Source organism: Serratia sp. PF-27, assembly GCF_030053255.1.
Taxonomy (GTDB): Bacteria; Pseudomonadota; Gammaproteobacteria; order Enterobacterales; family Enterobacteriaceae; genus Serratia; species Serratia bockelmannii.
The window spans coordinates 1-13,818 of sequence record NZ_JASGBT010000001.1 but is presented as its reverse complement, the minus strand read 5'-3'; the positions used below and the strand labels follow the sequence as shown (position 1 = coordinate 13,818).

Here is a 13,818-nt window from a genome sequence, read left to right as displayed (position 1 = left end):
GTGACCTCAGGGTATCCAGTGACGTTTGTAGCTTTCTGGCAATACATCAACAAAAAGTCGAAGCCAGCTGGTAGGCAGGAACCAATAGGCAAGGCTAAGCATATAGCTGGAGCCCTTCCCTCTCTTTAAGGCACGCATTCCGAAAAAAGCCGCAAAAACCGTTGGACCGAAAATCCACATATTGACGAAGATGGTCAGCGCGCACAGCGGTATATAGAGAACAAATTCGTCGCGGGGCAATCCAAACCAACGCTTTGCTTCGGAAAGCGTAGCCGGAAAGACATACCGGTTACGCTGTTCCATAGTTCACCCGTTAAAACAAGCCAGTTACGACGTTAACGAACAGCAGGACGGCAACGATACCGATGAATACCGCCGGGCTTTTCGACTTAATAAACATCCACAACGCCGCCAGCATTTCGACGAAATAAATAACGTAAACAACCGCACTCCCGGCGCCGAATGTCGCTTTCACATCCCCTTTAGCCTTGGCAAAATAATCCTTGGCATAAGCTTCAGTAGCCGGCATTAACATCAGCGCCAGCATGAGTACAGTCATAGCTACCGCACCCAAAAAGAGCGGGTTCTTCAGGTACAAAGCCACTTTTCCTTGCATGGCAAAATCCTCAAGGTTAACGAAATAAAAAATGAATATGCGTATAACTGATTAAAGACTCTGGGTAATGGACCTCCTTTTATTTACAACTAAAATAGTCACCTGCTAAATCTTTTCCCGGTGGCAGCAATATCAACAAACTCATTGAGGTGGTCTTCAAGTCTCAACAAGGCTTCCTGACGCTTGGTGCGCCCTGAGCGCTCAGCCGAACGAGAAAGGAGCGCATTTACCCTCGAAGTGATTTTTATAGTGAGGGTAACCTCTCTAAAATCATGATTTAATTCTGATTTATTCATTTCAATATGACCATTGAGTTGAGGCCGAGACTGAACTGTACCAAGGATTTTATAGCACCCAAACAAATGCATGTAAAGACTACATTTTACATATAAGCATCACCTAGTGCATCTTTATCAAAGACAACAGGCTTATAATGATTAGAATATCTGTTAACTATCTGTTTTATAGATCTTTTAGGAGGTTTAACTTACACTTCAAGAAACAAAACGAAGGAGAATAATAAAGATGAACTCTACATTTAAAATTGGGAAAGCGCTTAGAGCTTTGATGTCAAAAAATGGAATAATTAAGCACAAGCAGGTCGAATATATAAAGAGCAGCCTAAACATATCTCAACCTCAAGCTCTTAGAAAATTAAAGGATATTTCACCTTGGGATGTTGTTCAAATCTCGACAATTTGTCAAAAGCTAGAAGTCAGTCTTAGTGACTTTTTTGCTATTGTAGAAGGAGAAGACCAAGAGTTAGTTACTTCATCAATAGAGTTTAATAGTGAAAAATTAAGTTGCAATCTGATATTGGGGAATAAACCTGCTGATAACGATTCAGCACTTGCTGCAATAAAAATAAATGAAAAATGGACCATCGTAAGAACCTGTGACCTTGACATCTATAATACAAGAATTGACGACACCAGAGAAGTGAGATTAATATCAATAAAACCTAAAAATAGAGCAACGAGAAAAAAAGTAGCTATATTGGACGATGACAAAGATATAACAAAAACCATATCGCAATCACTTTTACTAAATATGCAGGACATTAGAACCGAAGAATTTAATAGTATTAGCTCCATGCTTAAGGCAAATGCCTTTGATGTGTACGATGTATATATACTGGACTGGCTGATAGGTAATAACAGCGCCCTTGAAGTAGTAGAAGATATTAGAAACAGGCTTAATAGTGACTCATTGATAATTATACTTACCGGGCAGTCAGGCAGAAAAATTGACTCAGACATAAGTTATGCCATCTCGAAGTATGATGTAGTAGGTCCATATGAGAAACCAATCAGACTTGATGTTATAAATTCTGTTATTAACAGATACTTTGGGGCAAAAAAATGAAAAACTATAACAATTTCCCCGGAAGTCTTATCTGTGATAACGGTTATATTTGTAGTTCTTATGATCTGGATAAAGACCAGACAAAACCAATGGGGATAAGCCTATTAAAAGATCCTCGCATATTTAACTATGCTTTAAGTAAATTCGAGATTGATATCAAAAAAATCAAAAATATTAATATAATCAATGGCATGGGCGTTACGCTTGGCGATTCAATAGTAGGTATATCCTGCTTGCATGCTATGAAGAAAATGAACGAGGAACTTGATATACATATAATAAGGCCTAAGAGCGCACCTGCTATGGTGGAAGATCTATATAAATTATTAAGTGATAACATATTCAAATCTATCAAGTATATGCCACAAAGATTAGAAAGGCTTGAAGATGGTATAACAATTGATATGGGAAATCAAATATACAGAAAACTCTTTGACTCAATTGAAATGCACGACTATTTCTTCGAGTCAATGGGTTTAGGGTTTATAAAAAACTCAGAGTTCAAAAAAAACCATTTTTTGAAAGAAATTGCCATTGAATCAAATTTTAAATTTGATGGTAACTATGTTCTATTCGCTCCTTATGCAAGCACTCCAGTGAGAAGCATCCCAGATAACCATCATGAAAAACTTATTAAACATTTATCAAAAAAACATAAAAAGCAGGTTCTGGGATTTTCAAAACTTGTCACTCCTGGATATAAATATATTGGCGACTTGGTTAGAACAACCTCTGACTTTATTAAATCAATAGCATTTTGTGATTTCTTACTAACCGTCGATTCCGCAGCTCTACATATTGCTGCAGGCTTCGATAAACCTTGTCAATCAATTTTTACAACTATAAGACCAGAGCTTAGGACTAAGTATTACACAAACTGCGAACCAATATACATTGGCAATAATGAAATTGATTACATCCACCAAACTGACAATCCCATGATTATTCAAAAGATTAGAAAGGCATTTGATGAATACTTTTAATGTAGCTCTTCTGTTTGCAATCTTATCGATCTCAATACCATCAACAGCATTTGCATTAGAAAAAAATGTATTCATGTACACTTACGAATTAAATGTCAAAGAACTTCAAAAACTTTCAACTCATACAATTGAAACTAGCACACCCTGGCGGGAGTCTAGAACTTATAAAGGATACTTCTTGTCAGACATTCTTTCTTTGCTTGATTTTCATTCTGACGATCTTCAACTGTGTGCTTTTGATGATTATTGCGCAATGATACCCCATACAGACGTTATCACTTACAATCCAATTGTAGCCTATGAAGCAGATGGGATAAGGTTGACTATGAGAGACGATGGACCTTTTTTCTTAGTATACCCTATCGATTCAACATATGAATTACAAAATGCACCGCTTGTTTTTGCAAGACTTGTACGTCATGTTAAAACGATTTCATGGGGATTAAAAGAATGAAAAAAAATCTAATTTTCATAACCTGCGTCATACTTTATATAGTCACAGTCACTTTGACATGGGTAACATATAACTCTCTTACTAAAGCTGCATATATTTCTTATGTAGGTACCCAAGAGAATTACTCCTGGTCAGTAGTTAAGTTATACACATCGACTATAGAGTTACGAGACGCTTTAGTAAAAAATAAACATGACGAAATAGCAAAAAAAATTGATATACTATTTTCTCGAGTATATGTGTTAAATGAGGGGTCTGAATCAACAAAGTATTTGTATTATGAAAATGACTTCAAACCATTAATGTTAGAGTTTACATCAAAACTCACTGATATAGATCGAGAGATAGAAAGTAAAAAAAACACTTCAAATAAAATTGAAAGAGATGTTGACACTCTGATATACATATCCAGGAAAATACTTAACTCTGCAGATCACGCTCTTGTAAGTCAAAAAAATGTATCTATTTCTGAATATACAGCACTGAGAGATAAAATCAGAAACACACTTATAATGTCACATGTTATATTACTTGTAATCATTATCATCACATTGTTCAGAACACTGGAAATAAAGAACAATCTAAAATCTAAAAGCATCGACCTGCTTAATAAAAATGCGTTCCTTGGAAAACTAGGACATGAAATGAGGTCTTCCCTTCAAGTTATAATAGGGACAATAGATTTAATGATGCAAGAACATACCCAATCAAAAAATGATAACATCCTTCGTCTGTTACGAGCTTCCGAGAAGATTGAAAGGCAAATGAAAGACCTGAGTGACTACGCGAAAATAGATTCAAACGAAACTCCTATAAATAACACAACATTCAATCTTTATGATTTGATAAGTAATGTAATTCAAGACAACAACATACGATTCTCATCCAATGAGAAGATATTAGTAGATGGGGATAACCATCTTTATCTATATTCCGATAAGGACAAAATAGCACAAATCATAGACAACTTAGTAAGCAACTCTTTCAAATACGCAAAAAATAAGAACAAAAAAATTATATTTTCGCTAGAAAGAGAAAACTTATTATCATTGGATATTTATGATGAAGGTATCGGAATAAAAGCAGATAAAATTAAGTATATATTTACACCATTTTATCGCACTACATCAAATGAAATACCAGGAGTTGGAATGGGCCTTGCCATAGTCAAGGGTCTAACAGACGTAATGAATGGGCAAATTTCAGTTGATAGTAAATATGGTAAAGGCACACATTTTAATATCAAGCTACCTGTTCAGATACCACTAGAACGGCCCATTCCTCGAGAAAATGAAGATGAAACTATAACGCTGAAAAATCTAAGCATTCTTGTAATTGATGATGATATTGAAACACTTAATACTATCTCTGATATGCTCTACTCATTAGGTCAAGTAGTTACCAAAGAAAACGATCCAAATACAGCGTTGAGGAAGTTACGGCGTGTACCATATGACCTTGTGATAACAGACTTACAGATGCCTAATTTATCTGGACTGGAAATAATTGAGAATATTAAATCGGGTAAAGGGCCAAATTGGATGACCCCGTTTATTATCATATCTGCTTATCATCAAATAGATGAAGTCAATAGTCATGGCAGGTTATGTAAGCCGGTAAGAAAAGCTGATCTCATTTCAATCTTAAAAAAGATCTGAAAAAACTTAAAAGAGCTACAATTAACCGTAGCTCTATATTAGTCGTTTATTTAAAAAATTCAGCTAACTTTCCATTGATTCGTTCTGTTACCATACTCAAAAACTCTGGATCTAAGTAATGTTCAGACTTATTAACTTTACTCAAATCTGCAGTTTCTTTATTTACATGATAAATAGCCTCACTCAAATATGATGATATCAGAACGTTACGCGCTATCATTTTCAACTTGTCATCAAGTGAAAGTTGACCTTCATCCTTAGCCTTTTTGTTTTCATAAACTCTTAATCCGAGTTTAAACATTTCCATTACAAAAGCTGACCTATTTGCTGTCTCTCTCGTCTCGCCATCATCGAGCCGAACCTGGACATGCCGGTCTATCACATCGAGGAAAGAATAAGGTATTGTAAGGTTAACTCGATTTGGTCTTCTAGATATTTCTTCCATAGTCTACCTATCAAAAGTTTAACGAATAAAGTTATGATTCATACAATGAACGATGTGATTGAAGTAACCAATAGCACACCACGTAGTAACTAGCAAGTAACTTCGCAGGAGCTTGGAAGTAATCATTGTATCAATATCGTAGATTTATCAGTTACTCCCAAGTTACTTCGTGGTACTAAATTACACTATGCAATTGATTAAAATGCAATAACTCAAATGTTACATCACAGTATTTCAGGAATTACTTGCACGGAACCATATCGTTACGACTCGAATAGTATATAAATCACACAATGAACACAGTAACGCATTGTTTAAAAAGGAATTATCCAAAAATATTTTTTTTGCATGTGGTGTGAAAAATCTAGTTTTACATATATGCCTGTGTTAATATTAACCTACGTTGAGTTAATACCTTACGGGCCTCTTGCGATGATGTGTAGAATAGCGGCAGCACTGATGGCAATTTCGGTTTTCTTCAGTGGTAGCGTACGCGCAGATTGTTTCAATCGCGCGGGGGATTATTACCGTATAGATCCGGACTATCTCCGCGCCATCGCATTTAGAGAATCCGGTTTTAACAACTCGGCGGTCAATCACAACAGAGACAAGACGGGAAAAATCCTCAGCTCCGATCATTGCGTCATGCAAATCAACACCAACACTCTCAATCGCTTCAAACGAGAGTACCCCTTGCTATCGATAAAACAACTCAAAGATAACCCCTGCCTTTGCATACATGTTGGCGCCCTCGTATTAAGACGCAACTTCAACCAATACGGCCTGAGTTGGTTAGCAGTGGGTATGTATAATGCCGGCGTAAAAAATCGGCAGGAGACCATATCTAACAGATATAACTACGCAATGAAGATTGACCGAATCTATAAAGACATCAAAAGTGGAAAACTAAAACCACCTGCTATCAACTGACTCTGCCCTTATGCACATATCCACACGCAATAAAGCCAGTGAGTAACCGGCCTATCCTGACCGGTTACGAACGGGAGCGGTTATTTCACCGGGGCAAGGTGAAATAACTTTGCCTGTGGGGATGTGTATAAGGCTGGCCGCATGGTATTTCAATCCCAATCTGACGTGGAACACGTCAGGGGTAATAAGGGAGCCCCTGGGGGCGGACGGGTCAAAAACATAAATGTTTTTGACGGGCGGGCGGGGGATATTTCGCGTTTCCCCTCAATGGGGAAAAAGCGGAACAGCGCGCAATATAATGGAATGGCGGGTAAGCCCCGCCTTATTTGTTATACTCTGGCCGGCAATGTATTCGGGAACCGTTTCGCTAATATATCGTTGATCTGCTCTACCAGGTCTAACCGGTTAAACTCAATGTGCCCCGTTCCTTTGGCATAAGCTCTGACAGTAAAATAGGTTAATTCACAAGTGACCCCGATCCCCTCTCCCCTGTTAAAGAAGTTTGTAAATCGATCTCCTTCCCCCACGCGAACATCTGGCACCCTTTGACCATCCAGGATAAAGAATATTTTGGCCAGATCGTCTACTGCCTGAATGGTCCTGTCCTCTACGCGAAAACTTTCTCTATAGAATCGTGATACCAACCGCTCGATGATGATCTTCTTGCCAAGTCTGCAAGGATTGTTCGTCTTGTAATCCCACGATAGCCGCTGGAAAACGTCGATTAAACCCTGCTCAAACGTTTCCGCTTTCGTTGCGTTTAATGCCTCGAATGTTGCCAGTACATTGTCCAGCGTCACGGCGGGGCATTTATCGCTATACAGAGATTCATTCCATTTATCGCGCTGCTTTTGGCTCATCAGCGTAAACATCCCCGTTTCATTCATCAGACGCGTCCAGATGCTGCGGTCGACATTGATTTGTGCTGTGCGGTTAAAATCATTCAAACCCGCCCTGCTTTTTAGCTTCTCAATGATGGTATATTCATCGAGTTGATAGCTGTAACTGCCTGCTTCGCGCAAAATAGAAAGTGCTGCATGAAGTTTTTCCGCTGCGGCTTTCAATTCAATTAACCCCAAGTTTCGCTGAGCGATAATGACATCAATTGCTGCCGAAGGAATGACATCGCCGCCCATATTGTCGTTGATGCCGATAGTATCTATTGTGCTCGCGCCGTTCTCTGTCGTTGTTGACATGGTTCACCTCTTTCCATGCGATTAATACCGCCACCCATAGGGCGGCGGTCGGTTAATCAGGCGTATGCCCGTTTGATTTCCAGGGCGCGAAGCAACTGCCCTAACTCGTTGCCCTTGAGCGCCGGAATATGCACGCGCTGGCCTTTACGATGCGTTTTGACAATATGACGACTCCATGCTTTAACGCTGGAATTTACGTCTTTGGCAGCAATGCAATCCCGCTTGATACGCTTGTGCTTTTTTTTCACGCCACTCTGTACATTTCCCGCAGCGGGTGCGATGATTGAAAACTCAATAGTCATAGATTTACTCCAATCGGTTATTGAAGCCGCACTGACTTTCCACGAGCCAGCACGGCATGAGGAAGCAGGCGCAAGCCTGCTTTTTCAATTCAGGGCTTCCCCGCCCCCGTTGACCTCCTTAATTTCTGTTTCCGAAATTTGTACCGGCTCGCCGAGGAAATACCCATTCACCGGATTTAACAGCGAAATAAACCGCGCCTTTGCCTCTGCTGCTGTTTGGGCGGTCACGCGTGAAAACATCGGAATTGATCCGTTAGCACTCTGGCCGAAAAACATGATCTCCCAACGGGGTTGCCCATATCTCTTTGAGTGTGCCTTCGTGGCGGTTTTGACGTTGACGTTTCGTGTGTTCATGCTGCTCTCCTTCCTGGGTGGTTTATCTATCTCTCGTCGGAACCTTGCGCGGCAAAAAAGCTGAGTTGCGACGGCGAACGGGGGAACGCAAGGGCGCCGCTCGCGGCGTGCCATTTACCCTTGCGGGCACGTGGGCGACGGTGCGACAAAAGCGGCCGCGTAAGGGGCTGACGAGAGAGTGCCTCCGGGGCCGGATGAGCAGGAACACACCCGACACGGCGATAAGCCGGGGCGGCCTTGAAGCCCGGCACCGCCGGGCGGTGAGCCTGGCGCGGCGCGGCTATCTTGCCGCTGCAAGCGTGCCCTTGCGTCAGGATGGAAACCCGCTGCCCGAAGGGCCGGGCAGAGACGGCGACGCCGGCTCTGTGCGAAGCATGACAGCCGACCGGACGCCCAGACCACCACGCAAATGAACACCACCAGGAAAGTTAAGACAAACAGGAAGATGAAGAGGAAGAGGCAAAACAGCAGCTGGATAGTCAGTCAGACCCGAACGGCAGCGACAGCGGGCGGCGCAGCCGCACGTCCTCGCCTGCCGGCCGCCGCAGGCGGCGGGAAGGGGTTTGCGCGCGCTAAGACCTCTCCTTCAGCCCATGCAGGCCGCCTCATTAGCGGCCCGAACGCGGTTTAACGCCTCAACGCCGTGCGCACTTTCTCAATGGCGGCCATATCGTCGATAAATTCGCCTTCCTTGCTGAGCGGGTCATCGGCATCTATCGCCAGTGCCGCCAGTGACACCACGGTTTCCAGCGCCTGCGCATCGACACTCACGCACGGCGTGGCGTCGCGGGCCTCCTGGATGGACACCATCATTGCCTCGATATCACGTTGACCGACACCGCTGTGCTGATAGTCATCAATCGCCATGCAGCCAATGGACTCGAGGATGGCCAGCACATCCAGATTGGTGGGGTTGTACTTCGCCAGCGCATACCATAGCGACTGCGTATCCCATATCAGCACCGCCAGCGGTTCGTCGTAATGGTATTCCCGAAACAGTTCCGCGCTGATTTCCTTCGCTGTACCAAACATGCACACCTCTGATTATTTAAGTTAATTAAGAATTTAATAAGTAAAAAAACCAGCAGGCGGCAGCGCCGCCCGCTGCATGGACTAGTCCAGCGCCCGCAAAATGTCCGCGCGTTCAGGATGGGTGTCGATATAGTCGTAAAGCTGTTGCTCACGCTGCATGAAGAGTTGCACCAGCCCCGCCTTGTTCCGGTCGTGATGCAGCCAGCAGCGGTGATTGATGGCAAGCAGCGTCACGACAATGCCAGCAGCGTCACCGCTGAGGGTCTTGTCGAACCCGTTATCATCGTTCAGCACCAGCACACGGTCGCAGTCCGGCGCCATGTAGCCGCCACCCGCCGGCAACATGATGAAGTGCCAGAAGCCGCCGGTGTACTGCGGCAGGTAGCGGTCGGCGGTGGCGTAAACCTGCATTTCTGCCAGCAGGTAATCGTCGCCGAACAGGTACGGCAGAAATGACAGACGGTCAGCTTCACAAACGTGCAGATTTAACGCGGTGTTCTGTTGCATGGGGCTACCTCCAAACGTTCAGGGATTGCGGCACCGGCCAGTGCCGTACCCATTCGAAAGGCCGGCCTTGAGGGCGGGAAGCAGGGGCGCCACCGCAAGCCGCAGCGCAAGCCCGTTGCGCGGCTGAATGCCCGTAACGGGCGCGAACGGGTGAGGAGGCGGCGAAGCGTACCCTTGCGGCCCAACCGTGCCGGACTAGCGTTTGGGTACGGCTCTGGCCGTCACGACACCTGGGCGTCAGAGGAAAAGGATTAAAGCGGTGTGGGCAGGCTCTGCCTGCGCCCTTTGCGGCGCCGGCCTGCCGGCAAGTGCCGCGTGGCGGTGGGGTGTCGCGTGCGCGCGGCGCTCGATGCGCCAACGCGGGCGCAGGCAACGCACGCAAAACCACCGGGCAGGTTACCCCGCCCGATCGCCTGTTTCCTGTCGCTCAATCCTTGAAATGGTGTTCCAGTTCGTTAATCGCTTTGTAGATCTCGACGTAACGGTCGTGCGCGTCCCGCAGGATATGACCCGCCAGGCGCTCGGCCAGCACGTCGCTGTTCCAGAAATACGCACTCACCAGCCCCCGTAGACGCAGATGCAGCTCGCACATCTCATCGGCCAGCGCCGCAATGTCGGCGCGCAGCCCGTCGTGACCCTCATAGTTTTTCATCTTTGCGTCCTCATGCGGCGGTAGGGGTGCGCGTGGCGCCAGCCACTGCCGCGCGTTGCAGGTCGGCCAGCCGCTGCCGGCCGATGGCGTGATATTGCTCAAGCAGCTCGATGCCGATGTAACGCCGCCCGGCCTGGAAGGCGGCGACGCAGGTCGAACCGGAGCCGGCGAAGGGGTCGAGCACAATCGCCCCCGGCGGCGTGAACGTCTCAATCAGCGGTTGCAGGATGGACACCGGCTTTTCGGTCGGGTGGTGCCGGTTGCCGGTGTACTCCCAGGGTTGCACGTCCGCCGGCGGCTGCGCCGGCAGCGGCGGGCGCCCTTTCGCCAGGATGTAGGCGCATTCGTGCTGGTAGCCGACAAAGGCCGATTTCGAGGCGTAGCGCTTGGTAAAGACCAGGTGCCCCACCACGCGAAAACCGGCCCGCTTCCAGGCGGTCATAAAGGTATCGACGCGGTTCCAGCCATAAAAACTCACCGCCAGCGAATTGGGCTTGAGCACCCGGAACATCTCGGCAAACGCCGGCTGCACCCACTCATCGTTGACGTCACCCGCGATACTGCGGCCGCTGCGGTCTTTGAAGCCCACCAGGTACGGCGGGTCGGTCAACACAAAATCAATGCTGCTCGCCGGATAGCCAGCCATCACCTGCACGGAATCACCCAGGACAAATCGGGACATAAGAAATACCTCGCCATTCGAGGGGTGCAGGAGGGGGCCGGTACGGCCACCGTTCCCTGCTGCCCGATGTCATGGCCGGCAGGGGTCGCTGCGCGTCAAGCGGACGTGAAATAAAGAGACGAGGCTTGCCGAGGCGATTTTATGTCGCGAAAGCCGCTTGAAGGCCGGGCTTGCCCGCCGGCGCGCGGAATGCGGCGCCTGCCAATATGTCATCGGGCTGCAGGGGGAAACATTTTTTGAAGGCCGTTCATCGTCCGGTGAAGCGCAGATACGGCAACAGGCAGGCAAAAATGCAAAGCGACGCGGCAGCCGCCGGAGAAGGGCCGGCCATGCCGGCGACCTTTGCGCCCCGGCGCGTGGCGGTTGACCTTCACGGGCGGGCGGCGCTCGCGGCGCCAGTCCGTCCGCCGGGAGCGGATGCCCCAGCCGCGTGATTGTGCGATACTGCGCGAAAGACAGAACAACCGGAGAGGGACAACATGATGAGCGACCAGCCTGCTGGGCCTGAGATTATCGAAGACGAGATTATCGACACCGGCACCGAAGAGTTTGCCCACGTGGTGGCCATGATGGTGCTGCTCGAGCCCGGCATGTCCTACACCCACTCAGTGCCCCTCTCCCCTGACACCGCCGCCGGGCAAATAGTCCAGGACGTCAACAGCCTGAAAAAACGCGCCAGGCGCCTGCTGGTGCCGGCCATGCATGCTGCAGCCAAACGCTCCGGCCAGGTTTACAACATCGAGAGCAGCCTGGTGCTCTACCCGTCAGGCCGCCTGTTCGCCCAGGCCATCGTCACCCGCAGCCGGTAAACCCGCAGCCGGCTTCAGGCTGAAACAACAGAACCGGTGGAATATAGGCGACTCCTCGAGCTGTACGCACGAGGAGACGAAGGAAGGTATAAAGATACTGCGCTATGGGATAAACCCTATAGCAAAGGGAAATCCAAGTAGTGAATATCAAGAATAGATAGAAAAGAAACAAAAACATTAAATCATGATTTAATGAAAAAATGATTAATAACCATGTATTGATCCACTTATACAACAAAGACAGTACCTGAACAATCGAAGGAGACGGCGTAAAATATTCTTGTTCAGTATTTATTATTGACTTAACACGCTAGCCAATAATCTGTATTTCACACCGCCATTGGAACATGAATTCATGATTTCATTAATTCATTTTTTTGCGAAACATATCATATCCGGCCAACAACATATCTGTCATCGTGATGCCTTGCTCAGCAGCGTAAGTTTTCATCTCTTTGTGCTTATTGACAGGGACCTTTATCTGGATGGGTTTAACCTCAGTATCAGGTTGGGCTCCCTTGCCCGTCACATCCAGTGTAGGTTCATTGGAAGGAGGGGGAGCGAGTTTAATGCTATTCTTGGGACCTTTCATTACAAACCTCTCAAGCTGGCATGACATAATTAAAAAATGAATTCATGATATCATGAGTTAACGATATCATGAACCTCCTCAACCATAGCCTTGGCGGTCGCGTTCAGGGACTTAAATGGCGTTTCATATAAAGCTCGACCAACATCCAGCGCGCTGCCATATCCAGCCTTAAAAGGAATGACGGTATTAAGCACACGGAATCCCCATGCACGTATAGTTTCTTGAGCTTTCAAACCTTCAGCGTCTGAAGGGGATTTGGCCACTGTAAATACGATACGGTCTTTGTTTATCCCTTTTTTAATTAACTCTCTGGCCAGTTCAAGAGAGGGCTCCAGGTCATCAACAGTAGTGCCTGTCGAAACCAGTACCAAGTCAGATTCTACTGCCACATCCAGCGACGTGGTCTCTGCCGCCGGACGTCCGTCAATGATAACGAGATGATACTGATCTTTAATTTTTACTGCTGTCTCTACCCTGCGATACAACCCACAATCAATAGTAGGTAACCCCGCATCCTCACGTCGCTTGCACCACTTAAGCGAGGTCTGTTGTTTCTCATCGATATCCGCCAGATGTGTCTTCCACCCGGCCTCGGTAAAGCCCGCCGCTAATGTTCTGGCTGTTGTGCTTTTAGAACCACCGCCTTTCTGACCAATGCACGATATAATCATGATATCAACCTTTCATTATTTCATGTTAACCATAGTGATATTGGCACAACCAACAAAAAAATGAAAGCATTAAATCATGATTTAATGACTAATTTATCCAAAACCCGCACCACTATAAAAACATGACAACATGAAATCATGGTTTTACGCAGGGTAATTCAAAGCCATCGAATACCGGTCGGGTGGGTGCGCAGAATTTCACGCCGAACTTGCTGCAGGGCATATAAAGTGCGTATATGACCCAATTAGAAACGAATTTACAATTTGACGACAGGCTAAACCGGAGGTCACCGATGCCTATCAAAACCCGTTACGGCTACGTGGATGAGACCGCCTTCGAGGCGTTCCAGGATGATTTTGATACCGATCGCATTCTTCGTGCCATCGATAACCTCGACAGGGTGGCACACGGGGTGACGATGATGCAGGAAGAGCTACGGACTCTGCACCGCATGGCGGAAGAACTCATGACCGACGATCTGACGGGAAATGCCCCAGACGTGCCGGATTCAGAGTCCATCTGGATGTTGGCCGAAGACATCTCAATGCGTGCCTGGGAGTGGCCAGACC

Annotated in this window: 20 protein-coding genes; 7 read left to right on the top strand and 13 right to left on the bottom strand. The window is 46.2% G+C overall.

Annotated features, from left to right (window positions below; all coding sequences use genetic code 11):
* Nucleotides 1-6 precede the first annotated feature (6 nt).
* The 3 genes from traL to QMZ29_RS00090 all read right to left on the bottom strand — a co-directional run bounded on the left by traL (nt 7) and on the right by QMZ29_RS00090 (nt 912).
* The gene (gene traL / locus QMZ29_RS00100; protein ID WP_164120214.1) at nt 7-303 is read right to left on the bottom strand and encodes a type IV conjugative transfer system protein TraL; all 297 of its coding nucleotides are present in this window, start codon (nt 301-303) and stop codon (nt 7-9) included.
* Between the two features lie 10 nt (nt 304-313).
* Nucleotides 314-616 (bottom strand): hypothetical protein, encoded by a 303-nt coding sequence (locus QMZ29_RS00095; RefSeq protein ID WP_149543229.1) that lies wholly within the window; start codon nt 614-616, stop codon nt 314-316.
* Between the two features lie 98 nt (nt 617-714).
* Complete coding sequence (locus QMZ29_RS00090; RefSeq protein WP_283225647.1) at nt 715-912, bottom strand: TraY domain-containing protein; 198 nt, start codon at nt 910-912, stop codon at nt 715-717.
* Between the two features lie 229 nt (nt 913-1,141).
* Between QMZ29_RS00090 and QMZ29_RS00085 the strand changes: the two genes are divergently transcribed.
* From QMZ29_RS00085 to QMZ29_RS00070, 4 genes are read left to right on the top strand one after another with little or no spacing between them, the layout of a single operon-like run.
* Nucleotides 1,142-1,981 carry a helix-turn-helix domain-containing protein gene (locus QMZ29_RS00085; protein ID WP_283225646.1) on the top strand — a complete coding sequence of 280 codons (840 nt, stop codon included), beginning with the start codon at nt 1,142-1,144 and terminating at the stop codon, nt 1,979-1,981.
* Nucleotides 1,978-2,964, top strand: coding sequence for a glycosyltransferase family 9 protein (locus tag QMZ29_RS00080; protein WP_283225645.1), 987 nt, complete (start codon nt 1,978-1,980; stop codon nt 2,962-2,964). Before QMZ29_RS00085 ends, QMZ29_RS00080 begins: the two co-directional genes overlap by 4 nt.
* Complete coding sequence (locus QMZ29_RS00075) at nt 2,951-3,418, top strand: putative pterin-binding protein (RefSeq protein WP_283225644.1); 468 nt, start codon at nt 2,951-2,953, stop codon at nt 3,416-3,418. Before QMZ29_RS00080 ends, QMZ29_RS00075 begins: the two co-directional genes overlap by 14 nt.
* Nucleotides 3,415-5,076 carry an ATP-binding response regulator gene (locus QMZ29_RS00070; RefSeq protein WP_283225643.1) on the top strand — a complete coding sequence of 554 codons (1,662 nt, stop codon included), beginning with the start codon at nt 3,415-3,417 and terminating at the stop codon, nt 5,074-5,076. The genes QMZ29_RS00075 and QMZ29_RS00070 overlap by 4 nt, the downstream gene beginning before the upstream one ends.
* A 46-nt stretch (nt 5,077-5,122) precedes the next feature.
* On the opposite strand, the gene QMZ29_RS00065 is transcribed toward QMZ29_RS00070, so the two are convergent.
* Nucleotides 5,123-5,521, bottom strand: a complete 399-nt coding sequence (locus QMZ29_RS00065) for a relaxosome protein TraM (RefSeq protein WP_283225642.1) — start codon at nt 5,519-5,521, stop codon at nt 5,123-5,125.
* A gap of 459 nt (nt 5,522-5,980) precedes the next feature.
* Between QMZ29_RS00065 and QMZ29_RS00060 the strand changes: the two genes are divergently transcribed.
* Nucleotides 5,981-6,451, top strand: a complete 471-nt coding sequence (locus QMZ29_RS00060) for a lytic transglycosylase domain-containing protein (RefSeq protein ID WP_283225641.1) — start codon at nt 5,981-5,983, stop codon at nt 6,449-6,451.
* Between the two features lie 329 nt (nt 6,452-6,780).
* Here the strand turns inward: QMZ29_RS00060 and QMZ29_RS00055 are convergent, their stop codons facing one another.
* From QMZ29_RS00055 to QMZ29_RS00025, 7 genes are all read right to left on the bottom strand, one after another.
* Entirely contained in the window at nt 6,781-7,647 is an 867-nt protein-coding gene (locus QMZ29_RS00055) for a DUF4942 domain-containing protein (protein WP_283225640.1), read from the bottom strand.
* A 56-nt stretch (nt 7,648-7,703) separates the two neighbouring features.
* Entirely contained in the window at nt 7,704-7,949 is a 246-nt protein-coding gene (locus tag QMZ29_RS00050) for a hypothetical protein (protein WP_283225639.1), read from the bottom strand.
* 84 nt (nt 7,950-8,033) lie between these two features.
* The gene (locus QMZ29_RS00045) at nt 8,034-8,303 is read right to left on the bottom strand and encodes a hypothetical protein (protein WP_283225638.1); all 270 of its coding nucleotides are present in this window, start codon (nt 8,301-8,303) and stop codon (nt 8,034-8,036) included.
* Nucleotides 8,304-8,930: 627 nt separating this feature from the next.
* Entirely contained in the window at nt 8,931-9,335 is a 405-nt protein-coding gene (locus QMZ29_RS00040) for a DUF1380 family protein (protein WP_283225637.1), read from the bottom strand.
* An 81-nt stretch (nt 9,336-9,416) separates the two neighbouring features.
* Nucleotides 9,417-9,842, bottom strand: coding sequence for an antirestriction protein (locus tag QMZ29_RS00035; RefSeq protein WP_283225636.1), 426 nt, complete (start codon nt 9,840-9,842; stop codon nt 9,417-9,419).
* A gap of 427 nt (nt 9,843-10,269) precedes the next feature.
* On the bottom strand, nt 10,270-10,494 hold the full coding sequence (locus QMZ29_RS00030) for a YubE family protein (protein ID WP_151888119.1): 225 nt from the start codon (nt 10,492-10,494) through the stop codon (nt 10,270-10,272).
* Nucleotides 10,495-10,504: 10 nt separating this feature from the next.
* The gene (locus QMZ29_RS00025) at nt 10,505-11,176 is read right to left on the bottom strand and encodes a DNA methyltransferase (protein ID WP_283225635.1); all 672 of its coding nucleotides are present in this window, start codon (nt 11,174-11,176) and stop codon (nt 10,505-10,507) included.
* Nucleotides 11,177-11,655: 479 nt separating this feature from the next.
* Here QMZ29_RS00025 and QMZ29_RS00020 point away from each other — a divergent pair, with 479 nt between their 5' ends.
* Nucleotides 11,656-11,985 carry a DUF7609 family protein gene (locus tag QMZ29_RS00020; RefSeq protein WP_283225634.1) on the top strand — a complete coding sequence of 110 codons (330 nt, stop codon included), beginning with the start codon at nt 11,656-11,658 and terminating at the stop codon, nt 11,983-11,985.
* 364 nt (nt 11,986-12,349) lie between these two features.
* Here the strand turns inward: QMZ29_RS00020 and QMZ29_RS00015 are convergent, their stop codons facing one another.
* Together QMZ29_RS00015 and QMZ29_RS00010 are read right to left on the bottom strand one after the other, a co-directional pair.
* Entirely contained in the window at nt 12,350-12,577 is a 228-nt protein-coding gene (locus QMZ29_RS00015; RefSeq protein WP_197847342.1) for a hypothetical protein, read from the bottom strand.
* Between the two features lie 50 nt (nt 12,578-12,627).
* Nucleotides 12,628-13,248, bottom strand: a complete 621-nt coding sequence (locus QMZ29_RS00010) for a ParA family protein (RefSeq protein WP_197847341.1) — start codon at nt 13,246-13,248, stop codon at nt 12,628-12,630.
* Between the two features lie 293 nt (nt 13,249-13,541).
* Between QMZ29_RS00010 and QMZ29_RS00005 the strand changes: the two genes are divergently transcribed.
* Nucleotides 13,542-13,818, top strand: a 277-nt coding sequence (locus QMZ29_RS00005) for a hypothetical protein (RefSeq protein WP_283225633.1), incomplete at its 3' end; no start/stop codon positions are given.

Coding starts and splice junctions, on each gene's coding strand:
- QMZ29_RS00020 (WP_283225634.1), top strand. CDS start 11,656: ATGATGAGCGACCAGCCTGCTGGGCCTGAGATTATCGAAGACGAGATT.
- QMZ29_RS00045 (WP_283225638.1), bottom strand. CDS start 8,303: ATGAACACACGAAACGTCAACGTCAAAACCGCCACGAAGGCACACTCA.
- QMZ29_RS00040 (WP_283225637.1), bottom strand. CDS start 9,335: ATGTTTGGTACAGCGAAGGAAATCAGCGCGGAACTGTTTCGGGAATAC.
- QMZ29_RS00030 (WP_151888119.1), bottom strand. CDS start 10,494: ATGAAAAACTATGAGGGTCACGACGGGCTGCGCGCCGACATTGCGGCG.
- QMZ29_RS00060 (WP_283225641.1), top strand. CDS start 5,981: ATGGCAATTTCGGTTTTCTTCAGTGGTAGCGTACGCGCAGATTGTTTC.
- QMZ29_RS00065 (WP_283225642.1), bottom strand. CDS start 5,521: ATGGAAGAAATATCTAGAAGACCAAATCGAGTTAACCTTACAATACCT.
- QMZ29_RS00055 (WP_283225640.1), bottom strand. CDS start 7,647: ATGTCAACAACGACAGAGAACGGCGCGAGCACAATAGATACTATCGGC.
- QMZ29_RS00085 (WP_283225646.1), top strand. CDS start 1,142: ATGAACTCTACATTTAAAATTGGGAAAGCGCTTAGAGCTTTGATGTCA.
- QMZ29_RS00050 (WP_283225639.1), bottom strand. CDS start 7,949: ATGACTATTGAGTTTTCAATCATCGCACCCGCTGCGGGAAATGTACAG.
- QMZ29_RS00080 (WP_283225645.1), top strand. CDS start 1,978: ATGAAAAACTATAACAATTTCCCCGGAAGTCTTATCTGTGATAACGGT.
- QMZ29_RS00095 (WP_149543229.1), bottom strand. CDS start 616: ATGCAAGGAAAAGTGGCTTTGTACCTGAAGAACCCGCTCTTTTTGGGT.
- QMZ29_RS00015 (WP_197847342.1), bottom strand. CDS start 12,577: ATGAAAGGTCCCAAGAATAGCATTAAACTCGCTCCCCCTCCTTCCAAT.
- QMZ29_RS00090 (WP_283225647.1), bottom strand. CDS start 912: ATGAATAAATCAGAATTAAATCATGATTTTAGAGAGGTTACCCTCACT.
- traL (WP_164120214.1), bottom strand. CDS start 303: ATGGAACAGCGTAACCGGTATGTCTTTCCGGCTACGCTTTCCGAAGCA.
- QMZ29_RS00010 (WP_197847341.1), bottom strand. CDS start 13,248: ATGATTATATCGTGCATTGGTCAGAAAGGCGGTGGTTCTAAAAGCACA.
- QMZ29_RS00075 (WP_283225644.1), top strand. CDS start 2,951: ATGAATACTTTTAATGTAGCTCTTCTGTTTGCAATCTTATCGATCTCA.
- QMZ29_RS00025 (WP_283225635.1), bottom strand. CDS start 11,176: ATGTCCCGATTTGTCCTGGGTGATTCCGTGCAGGTGATGGCTGGCTAT.
- QMZ29_RS00070 (WP_283225643.1), top strand. CDS start 3,415: ATGAAAAAAAATCTAATTTTCATAACCTGCGTCATACTTTATATAGTC.
- QMZ29_RS00035 (WP_283225636.1), bottom strand. CDS start 9,842: ATGCAACAGAACACCGCGTTAAATCTGCACGTTTGTGAAGCTGACCGT.